This window comes from Kitasatospora sp. NPDC033851 (assembly GCF_055576085.1).
This window is the reverse complement of the sequence record NZ_JBVIRL010000008.1, coordinates 246,980-262,747: the sequence shown is the minus strand read 5'-3', so window position 1 is coordinate 262,747 and position 15,768 is coordinate 246,980. Positions and strand designations below refer to the sequence as shown.

Annotated in this window: 13 protein-coding genes; 9 read left to right on the top strand and 4 right to left on the bottom strand. The window is 76.0% G+C overall.

The features are described 5' to 3' along the window. Positions 1-146 precede the first annotated feature (146 nt). A complete protein-coding gene (locus ACZ51D_RS18390) occupies positions 147-599 on the top strand; it encodes a DUF3995 domain-containing protein (protein ID WP_465623625.1) in 453 nt (150 codons plus the stop codon). A gap of 10 nt (positions 600-609) precedes the next feature. After that, positions 610-1,395, top strand: a complete 786-nt coding sequence (yaaA, locus tag ACZ51D_RS18385) for a peroxide stress protein YaaA (protein ID WP_465662817.1) — start codon at positions 610-612, stop codon at positions 1,393-1,395. A gap of 87 nt (positions 1,396-1,482) precedes the next feature. On the opposite strand, the gene ACZ51D_RS18380 is transcribed toward yaaA, so the two are convergent. The 3 genes from ACZ51D_RS18380 to ACZ51D_RS18370 are packed head-to-tail and all read right to left on the bottom strand — an operon-like array spanning position 1,483 to position 4,227. Continuing rightward, positions 1,483-2,619 carry a bifunctional RNase H/acid phosphatase gene (locus tag ACZ51D_RS18380; RefSeq protein ID WP_465623628.1) on the bottom strand — a complete coding sequence of 379 codons (1,137 nt, stop codon included), beginning with the start codon at positions 2,617-2,619 and terminating at the stop codon, positions 1,483-1,485. Positions 2,620-2,623: 4 nt separating this feature from the next. Beyond that, on the bottom strand, positions 2,624-3,367 hold the full coding sequence (locus ACZ51D_RS18375) for a zinc ribbon domain-containing protein (RefSeq protein ID WP_360492719.1): 744 nt from the start codon (positions 3,365-3,367) through the stop codon (positions 2,624-2,626). A 23-nt stretch (positions 3,368-3,390) separates the two neighbouring features. After that, positions 3,391-4,227 carry a Nif3-like dinuclear metal center hexameric protein gene (locus ACZ51D_RS18370; RefSeq protein ID WP_465623630.1) on the bottom strand — a complete coding sequence of 279 codons (837 nt, stop codon included), beginning with the start codon at positions 4,225-4,227 and terminating at the stop codon, positions 3,391-3,393. 435 nt (positions 4,228-4,662) lie between these two features. Between ACZ51D_RS18370 and lanL the strand changes: the two genes are divergently transcribed. The 5 genes from lanL to ACZ51D_RS18345 all read left to right on the top strand — a co-directional run bounded on the left by lanL (position 4,663) and on the right by ACZ51D_RS18345 (position 12,090). Then, complete coding sequence (gene lanL / locus ACZ51D_RS18365; protein WP_465662815.1) at positions 4,663-7,650, top strand: class IV lanthionine synthetase LanL; 2,988 nt, start codon at positions 4,663-4,665, stop codon at positions 7,648-7,650. Continuing rightward, positions 7,647-9,635 carry an alpha/beta hydrolase family protein gene (locus tag ACZ51D_RS18360; RefSeq protein WP_465623634.1) on the top strand — a complete coding sequence of 663 codons (1,989 nt, stop codon included), beginning with the start codon at positions 7,647-7,649 and terminating at the stop codon, positions 9,633-9,635. Before lanL ends, ACZ51D_RS18360 begins: the two co-directional genes overlap by 4 nt. Positions 9,636-9,775: 140 nt before the next feature. Further along, positions 9,776-9,919, top strand: a complete 144-nt coding sequence (locus tag ACZ51D_RS18355) for a VenA family class IV lanthipeptide (RefSeq protein ID WP_465623635.1) — start codon at positions 9,776-9,778, stop codon at positions 9,917-9,919. A gap of 149 nt (positions 9,920-10,068) precedes the next feature. Continuing rightward, the gene (locus tag ACZ51D_RS18350) at positions 10,069-11,169 is read left to right on the top strand and encodes an ATP-binding cassette domain-containing protein (RefSeq protein ID WP_465662813.1); all 1,101 of its coding nucleotides are present in this window, start codon (positions 10,069-10,071) and stop codon (positions 11,167-11,169) included. Positions 11,170-11,919: 750 nt separating this feature from the next. Next, entirely contained in the window at positions 11,920-12,090 is a 171-nt protein-coding gene (locus ACZ51D_RS18345; protein WP_360492731.1) for a hypothetical protein, read from the top strand. 177 nt (positions 12,091-12,267) lie between these two features. Here ACZ51D_RS18345 and ACZ51D_RS18340 read toward each other — a convergent pair whose 3' ends face one another. Continuing rightward, entirely contained in the window at positions 12,268-13,350 is a 1,083-nt protein-coding gene (locus tag ACZ51D_RS18340; RefSeq protein ID WP_465623639.1) for an alcohol dehydrogenase catalytic domain-containing protein, read from the bottom strand. A 287-nt stretch (positions 13,351-13,637) separates the two neighbouring features. Here ACZ51D_RS18340 and ACZ51D_RS18335 point away from each other — a divergent pair, with 287 nt between their 5' ends. Continuing rightward, on the top strand, positions 13,638-14,291 hold the full coding sequence (locus ACZ51D_RS18335) for a class I SAM-dependent methyltransferase (RefSeq protein WP_465623640.1): 654 nt from the start codon (positions 13,638-13,640) through the stop codon (positions 14,289-14,291). 179 nt (positions 14,292-14,470) lie between these two features. Next, positions 14,471-15,763 (top strand): hypothetical protein, encoded by a 1,293-nt coding sequence (locus ACZ51D_RS18330; RefSeq protein ID WP_465662811.1) that lies wholly within the window; start codon positions 14,471-14,473, stop codon positions 15,761-15,763. Positions 15,764-15,768 lie beyond the last annotated feature (5 nt).

Here is a 15,768-nt window from a genome sequence, read left to right as displayed (position 1 = left end):
CTCACGGTAGTGGCGGGCGCGGGATGTTCCCACCGGTTTGCCCCGCCGCCACCGTCTCCTTCAGGGGTGGCGGCGGGGCGGGTGGGGCCCGGTGTAAAGGCTCGTACGGTGGGCGCACAGGGAATTGCGCGAAGGGGGTTCGGGCGATGAGCGGTGTGGTGAGAGCGACCGGGGTCGCGGTGTCGGGGGCGTTGGCGGTGACGGGGGCGTTGCACGCGGTGTGGGCGGTCACGCCGTGGCCGTTGCGGACGCCGGAGGAGTTCGCGGACACCGTGGTGGGCGCGGGTGAGGGGGTGCCGCCGGCGGCGGCCTGTGTCGCGGTGGCGGGGCTGCTGGGGGCGGCCGCGTACCTGGTGGGGGCGGAGGCCGGGGTGCTGCCGGAGGCGGGGTCGCGGCGGTTGCGGCGGGCCGGGGTGCGGACGGTGGCCGGGGTGATGCTGGCGCGCGGGATCGGCGGGGTGGCGCTGTTCGGCACCGTGATCGAGCGCTCGGAGCGGTTCACGCGGCTGAACCGCCGGTACTACTCGCCCCTGTGCGTGGCCTTGGGAGCCGGAGCGGCCGCAGTAGGGTGGCGGGGTTCGTCCGCCACAAACTGTTGAGGAGTCCGCTGTGCTGGTGCTGTTGCCGCCCTCGGAGGGCAAGGCCGGGTCCGGGGACGGCGGGCCGGTGGCGCTGGACCGGCTGTCGCTGCCCGGGCTGACGGCGGCGCGCGGGGCCGTGCTGGACGCGCTGGTGGAGCTCTGCCGGGGTGACGAGTCCACCGCCGCCGAGGTGCTGGGCCTCTCCCCCGGCCTGCGCGGCGAGATCGCCAAGAACGCCGGCCTGCCGACGGCGGGGGCCCGCCCGGCGGGCGAGGTGTACACCGGGGTGCTGTTCGACAACCTCGGCCTGGCCACCCTGGACTCCGCCGCGTACGACCGGGCCGAGCGCTCGCTGCTGGTCTTCTCCGGCCTCTGGGGCGCGGTGCGGATCTCCGACCGGATCCCGTCCTACCGCTGCTCGATGGGCGTGAAACTCCCCGGGCCGGGGGCGCTCGGGGCGCACTGGCGGGGCCCGATGGCCGCCGCGCTCCCGGAGGTGGCGGACGGGCTGGTGCTGGACCTGCGCAGCTCCGCGTACGCGGCGGCCTGGAAGCCGGCCGGCGAGGTGGCCGCCCGGACCGCGACCGTCCGGGTGCTGCAGGAGCGGGGCGGCAAGCGCACCGTGGTCAGCCACTTCAACAAGGCGACCAAGGGCCGACTCGTCCGGGACCTGCTGGTCGCCGGGGCCGAGCCGAAGACGCCCGGCGAGCTGATGGACGCGCTGCAGGAGCTGGGCCACCGGGTGGAGCTCGCGGCGGAGGGCACGGTCCGCAAGCCGTGGCAGCTGGACGTGGTGGTCACCGAGGTGCACTGAGCGGCGCCGACCCGGTGCACCCCGGGCCGACGCGGGTGCGCGGCCAGCCGGGGCAGGAGCGCGGCGGTCAGCGCAGGTGCGCGGTGATCAGCGCAGGTGCGAGGTGTCGTTGAGCAGCCGCAGCGAGGCGTTGCCGTCCGCGTAGTACTGGACGGCGCAGAGCGAGGCGGCACTCAGCTCCATCCGGTACATCGAGTCCGGCGGTGCGCCGAGCGCCAGCCGGACCAGCGTCTTGATCGGGCTGACGTGCGAGACCACCAGCACGGTCTTCCCCGCGTACCGGGCGATGATCTTGTCCCGGGCGACGCCGGCCCGGTGGGTGAGGGTGGTGAAGCTCTCGGTGCTGCCGGTCGGCTTGGCCTTGGCGGAGCCGAGCCAGGCCGCCAGGTCCTCCGGGTGGCGCTCCTGCACCTCGGCGAAGGTCAGGCCCTCCCAGTCGCCGAAGTCGACCTCGCGCAGCCCGTCCTCGTACCGGACCTCCAGGCCGAGCCGGGCGGCGACGGTCTCGGCGGTCTGCCGGGTGCGGCGCATCGGGGAGGCGACGACGGCCTGGATGCTGCCGCGCGCGGCGAGCGCCTCGGCGGCCCGCTCGGCCTGCCAGCGGCCCTTGTCGGAGAGCTCCGGGTCGCTGCCGCCGCTGCCGGAGAAGCGCTTCTCCGGGGTGAGCGGGGTCTCGCCGTGGCGCAGCAGGACGAAGGTGGTCGGGGTGCCGAGGTCGGCGGGGGCGGCCCAGCCGGCCTTGGGGGCGGCGGTCTCCAGGGGCGGCTCGTCGGCGACGGCCGGGGCCTTCGGCCTGGGCTCCCACTGGCGCCCGGCCTTGCCCGCGTCCATCGCCTCGTTGGCCAGCCGGTCGGCGTCCTTGTTCCGCTCGCGGGGGATCCAGGTGTACGTGACCCGGCCGCGCGGGAGGACGGTCCGGGCCTCGGCGGCCAGCGGCTGCATGTCGGGGTGCTTGATCTTCCAGCGCCCGGACATCTGCTCGACGACGAGCTTGGAGTCCATCCGGACGTCCACCGAGGCGTCCGGGTCGAGCTCGCGGGCCGTCTTGAGCCCGGCGATCAGGCCCTTGTACTCGGCCACGTTGTTGGTGGCGTGGCCGATGAACTCGGCGGCCTCCGCGACGATCTGCCCGGTGTCCCCGTCACGGACCACCGCGCCGTAGCCGGCCGGCCCCGGGTTGCCCCGGGACCCGCCGTCCGCCTCGACGATGAAGCGCGCCGCCACCGAATCAGACGCCCGAGTCGGCGGTGCGGACCAGGATCCGCGAGCAGTTCTCGCAGCGGACGACCTTGTCGGCCGGCTCGGCCTTGATGGCGTTCAGCTCGGTGATCGAGAACTCGGTGCGGCAGCCCTCGCAGCGGCGCTGGTAGAGGCGGGCCGCGCCGACGCCGCCCTGCGTCTCGCGCAGCTTGGTGTACAGCTTGAGCAGGTCGGCCGGGATGACGGCAGCGATGGTCTCGCGGTCGCGCTTGACCTTGTCGGCCTCGGCGTCGATCTCGGCGAAGGAGGCGTCGCGGCGGCCCTCGGCCTCGGTGAGGACGACGGTGGAGTGCTCCAGGCGGGCGGACAGCTCCTCGACCCGGGTCTGGGCACTCTCCTGGCGCTCCATGATCTCCAGCACGACCTCCTCGAGGTCGCCCTGGCGCTTGGCGAGCGAGCCGATCTCGTGCTGGAGGTTCTCCAGGTCCCTCGGCGAGGTGATCGCGCCGGAGTCCAGGCGCTGCTGGTTGCGGGCGGCGCGGGTGCGGACCTGCTCGACGTCCTGCTCGGCCTTGGTCAGCTCGCGGGCGGTGTCGCCCTTCTGGGCCTCGGCGGCGACGACGAGGTCCTTGAGCGCGGTGTGGTCGGCGGAGGCCTTGTCGATCTCGGCGTGCTCGGGCAGCGTCCGGCGCCGGTGGGCCAGCTGGTCGAGCTTCGAGTCGAAGGCCTGGAGGTCGAGCAGGCGGGTCTGGTCGGCGGGCGCGGCGTTCAAGCGGAGAGCTCCTGTGAATCGGGTCAGGCGGTGAAGGACATGGGGGCGTGCGCGGTCCACGGGTCGGTGACCCGGTGGGAGACCTTGGTCTCCACGGCCCAGCCGCCCTTGTCGGCGGCGGACTGCAGGGCGCGCTCGGCCAGGCCGAGCCAGGGCCACTCGGTGGCCCAGTGGGCGGCGTCGACCAGCGCGACGGGCGCCGCCTCGGCGGCCTCGGAGGCCGGGTGGTGGCGCAGGTCGGCGGTCACGTAGGCGTCGACACCGGCCGCCCGTACGTCGGCGAAGAGGCTGTCGCCCGAGCCGCCGCACACCGCGACCCGGCTGACCAGCCGGTTCGGGTCGCCCGCGACGCGGACGCCGGCGGCGGTGGCGGGCAGGCCCTTGGCGACCTGCGCGGCGAACGCGGACAGGGGCAGCGGGGGCTCCAGCAGGCCGATCCGGCCGGTGCCGCGACGGCCCAGCGGGTCGGTCGGGTCCGGCACCAGCGGGCCGGTCACCCGCAGGCCCACCGCCTCGGCGAGTGCGTCCGAGACGCCCGGGTCGGCGTGGTCGGCGTTGGTGTGGGCGACGTGCAGGGCGATGCCGTTGGTGATCAGCGTGTGCACCACCCGGCCCTTGAAGGTGGTGGCGGCGACGCTGGTGGTGCCGCGCAGGTAGAGGGGGTGGTGGGTGACCACCAGGTCGGCGCCCCACTCCACGGCCTCGTCGACGACCGCCTGGACGGGGTCGACGGCGAACAGGACGCGGTTGACCTCGGCCTGAGGGTCTCCGCAGACCAGGCCGACGGCGTCCCAGGACTCCGCCCACTGCGGCGGGTAGACCTCTTCGAGCGCGGTGATGACGTCGGACAGTTTCGGCACCTGTCGAGACTACCGTGCGCGCGGGGGCGGTCGGGCCTCGGCCGTTCGCCGCACCGGTCGGCGCGCCCTGTCGCGGCTGTTCGGACGGGGGTGCCGCCGGCGTACGGATGCGCGTCAACCTGCGGCGGAGGCGCGCGGGCCGCCCCGCGCGGGCCGTGCGCGCCGGTGCGCCCGGCGCCCACTGCTCACATCGGGGCTCTCGTACGAATTCGAAACCGCCTTTGGACCACCCTTACGAGTGAAGTGACCGGCTCGGCGTTGAACCGCCGGTTTTCTCGAAACTAACTTCAGTCCTGCGAACGGGAGTTGCCCCAGTCACCCCGGCTGACGGGCGGGGCGGGCACCCCGGCGGCGCGGGCCTGGGCCCCGCCGATCAAGAGGCGCGGCCTCATCGCCCCCGGAGGGGCGGCAACAGACGAAGGGATGTGGTGGCGAATGAGCGCGGGCACATCGCTGCGTACTGCCGGGGGCCAGGGGTCGGCGGGGCGCGGACCGGATGCGGCCGGTTCGTGGCCGGAGACGACGCGGACGGCGCTGGCCGGTGCCGGCGGCCGGGGAGGCGACGGCGGCTGGAACGTCACCGTCGGCGGCTTCTGGTGCACGGCCAGGCCGTCCGCGTCCTCACCCCTGCCCGAACAGGGGTGGAAGCTCCATGTGAGCGCGGCGTCGGTGGTGGGCGAGGAGGTGCTCTCGGCGGTCGTCCGGGTGCTCGCCGAGGACCCGTGCAGCTTCAAGTTCGCCGCCGCGCAGGAGCGGCTGAGCCAGCTCAACTCCCGTAACAGCGACCGGGGTTCGGCGGGAAAGTTCATCACCGTCTATCCGGCGGACGACGCGCAGTTCCAACGGCTGGCGGCCGAGCTCGACCGGGCCACCGCCGGGCTGCCGGGGCCGGTGGTGCTCTCCGACCGCCCGTACCGGCCCGGGAGCCGGGTGCACTACCGGTACGGCGCGTTCGCGCTGCCGGCGGAGCTGGGCAACGACGGGGAGTACCGGTCGGTGCTGCGCGGGCCGGGCGGGGAGCGGACCGAGGACGTGCGCGGGGGGTCGTACCGGGCGCCGGGGTGGGCGCGGGATCCGCTGCGCGCCGAGGCCGGTTCGGCCGGGGCTTCGGGTGCGGGTGCGGCTTCGGGCAGGCGGAAGGGCGGCGTGCTGCTGGCCGGGCGGTACGCGGTGACCGCCGCCGTGCGGCACGGTGCCAAGGGCGGGGTGTTCCTCGGCCGGGAGGCGTCGAGCGGCGCCGAGGTCGTGGTGAAGCAGGCCCGGGCGCACATCGAGGTCGACCGCGCGGGCACCGACGCCCGCGACGCGCTGCGTCACGAGGCCGCGCTGCTCGACCGCCTGGACGGGCAGGACCTGGCGCCGCGCGCGGTCGAACTGATCGAGCAGGACGACTCCGTCTTCCTGGTGCAGGAACGAATCGCCGGACAGCCGCTGGGCAGCTGGGTCACCGCCCGGCTGCGACGCGACGGCAGCCCCGACGTCGACTGGGCCGAGGCCGGGCCGGTCGCGCACGCCCTCCTCGACCTCGTCGAGCGGGTGCACGCCCAGGGCCTGGTGCTGCGCGACCTCTCCCCCGGCAACGTCATGGTCCGCCCGGACGGCACGCTGCGGCTGGTCGACCTCGAACTGGCCGCCGAGGCCGGCCGGGCCGCCGGATCGGCCGGCACCCCCGGCTACCGCGCCCCCGAGCACGGGCCCGGCCGGCTCGCCCCCGCCGGCAGCTGCGTCGCCGACCCGGCCGTCGACCTGTACGCCCTCGGCGGGCTGCTCTTCCTCCTGGCCACCGGCCACGACCCGCTCCTGCCGGACGACCTCCCGCAGGCCCGCCCGGTCGCCGAACGCCTCGGCCGCTGGCTCGCCCTCGCGGCGCGGACGGGAACGACCGCGCGCCGCCTGGCTCCGGCGATCCTCGGGCTGCGGGCCGAGGAACCGGAGCAGCGGTGGAGTGTCGCGCGGGTGCGGGAGTCGCTGCGCGAGGACGCGGGCCCGGGGGGCCGCGCCGCGCGACCCGCCGCCGTCACACCGCTGTGGCACGCCTCCACCCGGCACGCGTCCGCCCGGCAGGGCGCCGCTCGGGCCGCCGCCGCTCCCGGGGCCACCGCTGACGACGCCCCGCCGCCCGACCGCCTCCTGCTCGACCGCCTCCTGCACGACGGCCTGCGGCACCTCGCCGCCACCGCCACGCCGGAGCGGCGGGACCGGCTGTGGCCCGTGGTGCCCGCCGGTGAACGCACCGATCCGTGCAATGTGCAGCACGGCGCCGCCGGGGTGCTGGCCGTGCTGGCGCGGGCGGTCGCCGCCGAAGCGCTGCCGGGCGCGGTACGGGCGGAGGCGGCGCGGACGGCCCGGACCGCCGTGAGCTGGATCGAGCGGCGCATCGCGGCCGAGCCGGTGGTACTGCCAGGGCTGCACTTCGGGCGGTCGGGGACGGCCTGGGCGCTGCTGGACGCCGCCCGCGTGCTGGGCGACACCGCGCTGGCCGACCGCGCCGCCGGGCTCGTTCGCCGGATCGCCGTCGAGTGGCCCAACCCCGATGTCTGTCACGGCGCTGCCGGCGCCGGATTCACCCAACTACGGTTCGCCGCAGAAGACTTCGATACTCCGGACTTCCTCGACCGGGCTACTCGCGGCGCCCGCGCCCTGCTCGCCGCCGCCCGCCGCGAGCCGTACGGGACGGTCTGGCCGGTACCGAGGGACTTCGACTCGGCGCTCGCCGGGATCACCCATCTCGGCTTCGCCCACGGCGTGGCCGGCGTGGGCGCCTTCCTCCTGGCCGCCGCCGAGGCGACCGGCGACCAGGCCCTGCTCACCGGTGCCGCCGAGGCCGGGCGGACGCTCGCCGCGACCGTACGGTGGAGCGATCGGCAGAACGGCGAGCAGCAGAACAGCGAGCGGGGCACCGCGCAGGTCGACGGGCAGGGGACCGCCTGGTGGCCGCAGAGCGCGGCCGATCCGGAGCACATCCGGCTCGCGCACTGGTGCAGCGGCTCCTCCGGCGCGGGCAGCTTCCTGCTGCGGCTCTGGCGCGCCACCGGCGACGCCGAAGCGCTCGGCCTGGCCCGCGCCGCCGGCCGTGCCGTGCTGGCCGCCCGCTGGCACAGCGGGGTGAGCGCCTGCCACGGGCTGGCCGGTGACGGCGAGTTCCTGCTGGACCTCGCCGAGGCCACCGGCGAGCCCGGATTCCGTACCGGCGCCGAGCAGTTGGCCACCCTTGTCGCCGCCAGGGCGGCCCTGCGCGACGGTCTGCTGGTCCTCCCGGACGAGACCGGCACCGGCTGCGCCACCGCCTACGGGACCGGCACGGCAGGCCCGTTGGCCTTCCTGCTGCGACTGCGCCACGGCGGCCCCCGGCTCTGGCTGGACCCGGTGCCGCCCGCCATACACCAACTCCCGTCCGCTGGATGCGAGGTGAGTGGAGCATGAACGTGGCCATCCGGACCATGACACAGGCCCTGCGCCGGCTGAGCTTCACCTTCGCCGCCGACGGCAGTCACGCCGCCTGCCTGGCCGCTTCCGCCGACAGCGGCTGGTACGTGGAGAGTTGGCGACTGCCACAGGACGGCACGCCGGCCGCGCCGCTCGCGCTGCCGCTGTCCGGCAACCGCTCGGAGAGCCTGCGCTCGCAGCTGGTCGCGCTGCCGGACGGCTCGGTGCTGGTCTGCCGGCACGACGGCGAGCGGCACGACCTGGTCCGCCTTCACTACGGCGAAACCGCCACCGTGGAGCAGCCGTTGGCCTCCCTCCGGATGGCCGGGCTGCGTCTGCTGCCGCTCCCCGTGACGGCCGGCGCCGACCCCCGGACGCCGGTGGCGGTCGCCCTCGGCACCGACACCCGACCGGCGACCACCGCCTGGCTGGTCCGGACGGACGGCAGCGAGCCCGAACGGGTCGCCGAGATCCCGGGATTGCACGGCGGCGGCGCCTGGCTGGACCACACCGGCGCGATGCTCGCGCTGGACCGGGTGAACGGCGGCCTGGTCCGCAGCGTGGTGCTCGACCTGCGCAGCGGCACCACCACCCCGCTGCTGGAGATCGGCGAGCGCAGCAACGACCGCCTGGTGCTGTTCGACCCGGACAGCCGGTTCGCGATCGTGCGCAGCGACGCCCCCGGCACCGACCGGCTCGGCTGGGGCGTCCTCGGCGGCGGCGCGCCGCTGCGGTTCCCGGAGTGCCTGCACGTCGCGGGCATGTTCCTGCGGCCGGTGGCACTGCGGCGGGGGGCGGACGGCCCCCGGGTCGCGGTGCAGATCGACCACGGTGCCGGGTCGGCGCTCGCCCTGTGGCGGCCGTCCGCCGGGCGGCTGGACCCGTTGCCGGTGCCGCCCGGGCGGCTCGGCGCGGTCGGGCACTGGGACGCGGCGGGGCTGCGGCTGCCGTACTCCTCCCCCGACCACCCGGCGGCGCTGGCCACCCTGGACGTGGACGCGCTGCTGGCGCACGGCCCGGCGCCGACCAGTGGCCCGATGCCGCTGCCCCTGCAACTCGCGCCGCTGACCTCGGGATTGCCGGGCCCGTGGCGGGGCACCGTTCTGCCCTGGCAGCCCGGCGTGGCGCCCGGCGTCCGGACCCCACCGCCCGGCTGGCGGCTGGACGGCAGCACCCCGCCCGGCGAGGGCGGCCGCTGGCATCCCGCGCAGAGCCTCGAACTGGCGGGCCCGGCCGGTCCGTTGGAGGCCGTGGTGTACGGCGGCGACACCTGGCTGAGCAGCCCGCACCTGGTGCTGGCGCTGCACGGCGGCCCGGCCGACGCCTGGCGGCTGGAGTTCGACCCGGCACTGCAGCGGATGGCCGCCGAGGGCCTGGCGGTGGTCGCACCCAACCAGCGCGGTTCCACGGGCTACGGCGTCGCGCACGCGCTGGCCATCCGGGGCGCCTGGGGCGGGTCCGACCTGGACGACGTGCTGTACCTGCTGGACGGCATCGCCGGGCAGCGCGCGGCACTCGGCCTGGAGCCGCCCGCGCTGTTCGGGGTCAGCTACGGCGCGTTCCTGGCGCTGCTGGCGGCCGCGCACGCCCCGGCCGGGCAGGTCTCCCGCTGCGCGGTGGTCGCCCCGTTCCTGTCCGGCGCCCGACTGCTGGCCGAAGCGGCGCCCCCCGTACGGGCGTTGACCACTCGACTGGGCGGCGGCGAGCCGATCGCCGACGCCCGCGGCCCGCGCGACGTGCTGCAGCTCGCGCACCGGCTGAGCGCACCGCTGCTGGTGGTGCACGGCAGCCGGGACGAGGTGGTACCGGTCAGCCAATCGCGGTCACTGCGGCACGAGTTGCTGCGGATCGGCCGGGTCGAGGGCGAGGACTTCCGGTACGTCGAGGCGGCTGGGTCCGGGCACGAGGTGCTCGCCGAGGAGGGCGCCGCCGTCCTGCACGAGCTGCTGGCCGCGTTCCTGCGGACCGGCAGACCGGGCTGAGCCGCCCGCATCCCACAGACTCCCGGGCCCGCCGAGGCCCGGGCACACCCCGACGCGGTGGATGGAGACCGCCCGGGGTGCGACACCCGACGCCCGCACGCAGAGCGCGGCGGGCGTGACCTCAAGGGGAGGAACCGATCATGGAGAACATGGTGGACTTCGAGACCGACCTCGCGGCGCTGCAGGATCTGCCGGAGACCGAGTCCGTCGAGCTGACCGGCCACGGCAACGGCTGCCAGTACACCTGCCTCGTCCTGACCTGTCTGCTCTTCACCGTCAGCTGAGCCACCGGCTCGGCCGACCGCTGATCGGGCGGTAGTCACCGGGTGCCGTCCCTGCCTGTCCGGACAGGCAGGGACGGCACCCGTCTTCTCCTTCCCTCTGCGTTCCGACACGTCCCCGTACGTTCCGACTCTCCGACGGGAGCTCCCGGTTGCCCCGCCGCCCCACCGGGCTGCGCAGCATCCACGCGGCGGGCGCCCAACCGCGCGAGGCGGCACGGGTGTTGGCACCACTGCCGGAGCTTTCGATGGCCGGACACGCACTCTGGGCGGCGCAGCGGCGCACCGCCTGGCAGGCGACCCTGCTGATCGCCCTGGTCGAGGTCGCGGTGCTCACCACCGCCGGCGCCCTGCTCGCCGACGGCGCCCTCGCCCCCGGCGCGCTCGCCGCGGCGGCCGGCTGGGCGGCACTGGGCGCGGGACTGTTCGAGCAGGTCGAGGCGCTGGTCGGGGTCGCGCACGCGGGCGCCGGACGGGCCCGGGTGGACGAGGTGCTGGCGTTCACGCCCGCCTCCTCCGGTACGGCCGCACTCCCGGCGGGCGGCCCCGGGCAGGTCGAACTGCGGGGCGTGGTGGTGCGCGACGGCGACCGGGTGCTGCTCGGCCCACTCGACCTCACCATCCCCGGCGGCCGTACGGTCGCCCTGGTCGGACGCTCCGGCTCCGGCAAGTCCCTGCTGGCCGCGCTGCCGGGCCGACTGTGCGACCCCGACGAGGGCACCGTACTGATCGACGGCGTCCCGGTCGGCGCGCTCGCGCCGAGCGAACTGCGGCACGCGGTCGGCTACGCCTTCGCCCGGCCCGCGCTGGTCGGCCGTACCGTCCGCGACGCGCTGGCCGGCGCGGGCCCGGCCGAGGCGGCGGCCGCCCGCGCGGACGGCTTCCTGCGGCGACTGCCGCACGGCTGGGACACCCCGCTCGACGAACTCCACCTATCCGGCGGGGAGTTGCAGCGCCTCGGCCTCGCCCGGCCGCTGGCCCGGCCGGCCCGGATCGTGATCCTGGACGACGCCACCTCGGGCCTGGACCTCGCCACCGAGTACCTGGTCACCGAAGCCCTCGACCGTGCCACCCACGGCCGCACCCGCCTGGTCGTCGCCCACCGAGCCGCCGTCGCCGCCCGCGCCGACCTCGTCGCCTGGCTCGACACCGGCCGGCTCCGCGCCCTGGCCCCCCACACCACCCTCCTCGCCCACCCCGACTACCGCGCCACCCTCGCCGACGCCGCCCTCCAGGCCGCTGCCACCGGATGACGGCCCGCGCAGGAAGTCGGCGGGGTCGACTTCCTGCGCGGCAGAGCCCTCCGCCGTCCGATCCCGCCCGCGCCCGAAGGGCGGCCACCCCTCACAGAAAGCCGGCCCAGCCGACCCCTCATGCAGCCCACACCACCGCCGACCGACGGCCCCGCTCCGCCGAACCGCGCAGGAAGTCGGCGACATCGACTTCCCGCGCGGGGGCCCTAGACCGCGCCGCACAGGCGCCGCCGCACGCACGGCCCGGCCCCGAAGGCGCCCGCCCGCCCCCGCGCGGGAAGTCGACGGGGCCGACGTTCCGCGTTCGGCGCTGCGCCCGGGTGGGGCTTGCTGTTCCGGCAGTTGGCGGTCACCCGGGGGCCGCTGGTGCGGATGCTCGCGTGGTCCGGGGTGGAGGCGCTGCCGCCGCTGGTGTCCGGGTTGTTCGTCGCGGCCGCCGTCGACCAGGGGTTCCTGGCCGGGCGGCCTGGACGGCGGGCGGGGGTTGTCGGCCCGGCACGGCGATCTTCAGGTGCTGTCCCCGCTCTACCGCGAGCTGGTCGGTCACTGGCTCGGTTCCGGGCCCCGGACCAGGGCGGGTCTCGCGTCGTGATCTCGATAGGATCTCGCCCGTTCCGGCCGTTATGGTGGCCGGGCCGCGATCACCGGCTACGGGCGCGTACCGAGTGCCCGATCGGGGACCCGACCGCGCGCCACCGGCGTCGGCCGGGCGCCGATGACCAGCACCCTCCGCACGGAAGACGATTTCTCATGTCCGACACCCTCACCGACATCACCGGCCACGCGTTCAACGGGACCGACGCCGACGAGAAGACGGCCGGGGACTCCGCGCACGGCCGTCACCGCGGCCGCTCCGCCGCCGACGACAGCTCGGAGTCCGACCCGCACGGCCGCCACCGCGCGGCCGCGGCGCGGGGCTGATCCCACCCGCGTCACGCACCGGGCAGCACGCGACGCGCACCGGGCCCGCCGGGGGAGCAACGCTCCCCGGCGGGCCCTCGTCCGTCGGAGCATCAGTCCGTACGTCAGTCCATGCGTCAGGTCCGTGCGTCAGTTCCTGCGTCAGTCCACGTGCCAGTCCGCGCGGCGGGCCGTACGTCAGTCCATCGTCACGACGGTCCGCAGCGCCTCGCCGCTGCGCATCTGCGCGATCGCCTCGTTGACGTCCGCCAGGCCGACCCGGTGGGTGATCATGCCGTCGAGGTCGATCCGTCCGGCCCGCCAGAGGTCCACGACCAGCGCGATGGTGCGCCGGACCGTCGCCCCGCCGTAGAGCGAGGGCAGCAGGCGCTTCTCGTTGAAGAACAGCTCGCCCATGGTGAACTGCGCGAGGTCGTCCTGGGCGCCCGCGCCGATGACGACCACCGCGCCGCCGCGCCGGGCCGCGTCGTAGCCGGCCCGGACGGTGGCCGCGCGGCCGACCGCCTCGAAGACGTAGTCGAAGCCGCCGCCCGGCAGCTTCTTGGCCACCGCCTTCAGCTCCTCGGGGGCGATCGCCTCGGTGGCGCCGAAGGAGAGGGCGCGCTCGCGGCGGGAGGCGACCGGGTCGACGACGGTGATCCGGCCGGCGCCGCAGACCCGGGCGCCCTGCACGGTGGCCACGCCGACGCCGCCCGCCCCGATCACCGCGACGGACGCGCCGGGCTCGACCTTGGCGGTGTTCACCGCCGCGCCTATGCCGGTCGTCACCCCGCAGCCGATCAGCGCGGCGACCTCGTACGGGAGGTCGGCGGGCACCTTGATGAGGGCGTCGGCGGAGACCACGACCTCGTCGGCGAAGGCACCGGTGCCGTAGAAGCCGGAGGCGATCAGGCCGCCTTCCTCGATCCGGAAGCCCGGGGCGCCGAGCCGGCGCAGGCTGGTGACGCAGAGGTGGCCGCGATCCTGCGCGCAGTGGTCACAGCGGCCGCAGGGGGCCATCCAGCAGAGCACCACGCGGTCGCCGACGGCGAGGCCGGTCACGCCCTCGCCGACCTCCAGCACGTCTCCGGCGCCCTCGTGCCCGGGGACGAACGGCGCGGGCTGCGGCAGGACGCCGCTCATCGCGGAGAGGTCGGAGTGACACAGGCTGGCGGCACGCATCCGGACCCGGACGCTGCCTTTTCTGAAGCCGACCGCGGTCACGTCCTCGCGGACGTCGAGGGTGTCCTGGCCGGTCTTGTGCAGGACGGCTGCGCGCATGGGGCTGCTCCCTGTGTGCATCGCGTGACGCGGAGTGGATCCTGGGACGGGGCCGATTCTGACATGGCCTCCGCAATATCAGGAGAACAGGTTTCAAAAGGGCGGGCAAAGAGCCGAAAGCCCGGGCTCGCCGTTTCCGACCCCGCCAAGGCCCGCGTCCAGGCCTGCGCCCAGGCCCGCGTCCGGGCCCACACCCAGGCCCGCGTCCGGGCCCGCCGACACCGCCACCGCTACCGTCCAGTAGGGTCCGACCACGTCCGTCCCCGTCCCGACCCGAGGAGCATCGCATGTCCGACCTGCTGCAGAGCGCCCGCCCGGCGCCCGAGGTGCTGGCGGCGTTCGAGGCGGCCACCGGGTTCATGCCGGTGGACGAGGGGCTCGCGCTGTACGCGGCGGCGGTGGCGGTGGCCCGCGACACCGGCCTGCCCGTGCTGGAGATCGGCACCTACTGCGGCCGCTCGGCGATCCTGCTGGCGGCGGCGGCCCGGGAGGCCGGGACGGTGGCGCTGACCGTGGACCACCACCGCGGCTCGGAGGAGCAGCAGCCCGGCTGGGAGTACCACGACCCGACCCTGGTCGACCCCGAGGTCGGGCTGATGGACACCCTGCCCCGGTTCCGCCGCGCCCTGCACGCCGCCGGGCTGGAGGAGCACGTGGTGGCGCTGGTCGGCCGCTCGCCGCGGATCGCCGCGCTCTGGGGACGCCCGCTGGGCCTGGTGTTCATCGACGGCGGGCACACCGACGAGCACGCGACCGGTGACTACGAGGGCTGGGTGCCGCACCTGGCGCCGGAGGGCCTGCTGGTGGTGCACGACGTCTTCCCGGACCCGGCGGACGGCGGCCAGGCCCCGTACCGGGTGTACCTGCGGGCGCTCGCCGAGGGCTTCGAGGAGGTCTCGGTGACCGGTTCCCTGCGCGTCCTGCGCCGCTCCGCCCGCTGACCCGGGCCCCTCGACAGCCCGCAGACCCCCGCACACTCCCCTCGGATCCCCCGAGCCGCCCCACGGCCCCGCACCGATGCTCTAACGTCGTGCCGGGGCTGTCCGGCGCGGATTCGAACGGTACGGTGGCCGCGCAGCACCAGGCAGAGCATCGGCGGACGGTGGGGGCCAGCAGCGACATGACGGACCAGCAGAACACCGCTCCGGCGGTCTGGGACCCGACGGCGCGCGGCGGTGCCGGCGGCTGGGTACGCGGCCCGCAGCGCCCTGCCGGCACCGAGCCCGCCCCCGAGGCCCCCGCGCCGGGCACCGCGTACACCGCCGCACCCACCACCCCGCACACCACCGCACCCACCGCACCGCAGCCGGCGGCGACGCCGCAGTCCCCCGCCGACCCCCGCCTCGACCGGGCCGACCGGGCCGACCGGGCCGTCCCGCCGCCCGTGCCCGGCGCCGTCGGCGACCAGGGCCCGCCGCTGGGCGCCCGCCCGTACCTGGCCACCGCGCCCGGCTACGACCCGCCGACCGCCCCGATCCCCCGCGCCGCCGCCGCGCCGCCCCCGGCCGCCCCTCCCGCGGCCTCGCCGTTCCCCTCCCACGCGACCGCGCAGCAGCAGCCCCCGCAGGGCTACGGCTACCCCCAGCCCCCCGCCGCCCCGCCGCAGCCCCCGTACGGCGCCCAGCCCGGCTACCCGGCCCCTCACGAGGCCGACTACCCGACCGCCTACCCGGACGACGACGGGGACCGCCCGGCCAACCGCAAGGCCCCGCTGCTGATCGGCTTCGCCCTGCTCCTGGTGCTGGCCATCGGCGGCGGCCTGCTGTTCGCCGCCCGGGGCAGCGACAAGGACGGCCAGGCCGCACCGGCCCCGACGGCCGCCCCCACGGCCGGCTCCGGCAATCCGCCGCCCGCCTCCGCGCCCACCGGCACGGACGCCGCGCCGAGCGGCGCCGCGAGCACCCCGGCCTCGCCGACCGCCGCGCCGTCCCCGACCGCGACCGGCGCCGGGCCCAACGCCCAGGCCCAGGCGCAGGCGCTGGACGGCCTGCTCAGCGAGGGCGAGAGCGCCAAGGCCCCGATCGGCAGCGCCGTCGCCAAGGTGATCAGCTGCCCGTCGAAGGCCGACATCGAGAGCGCGGCCCAGGTCTTCGACGGCGGCGCCAACCAGCGCACCGCCCTGCTGACCAAGCTCGGCAAGCTGACCCTCACGGACGTGCCGGGCGGCACGGACGCGCTGAACTCGCTGAAGTCCGCCTGGCAGTTGTCCGCCGACATCGACAAGGCGTACGCGACCTGGGCGCGCGCCGTCGCCGCCCAGGGCTGCTCCGGCAGGGCCCCGACCACCCAGGACAAGAAGCACGCGGACGAGCTCAACCCGCAGGCCACCCAGGCGAAGACGGACTTCATGACCAAGTGGAACCCGATCGCGATCAGCTACGGCCTGACCCCGCGAACCCAGGACAGGATCTGACCGAC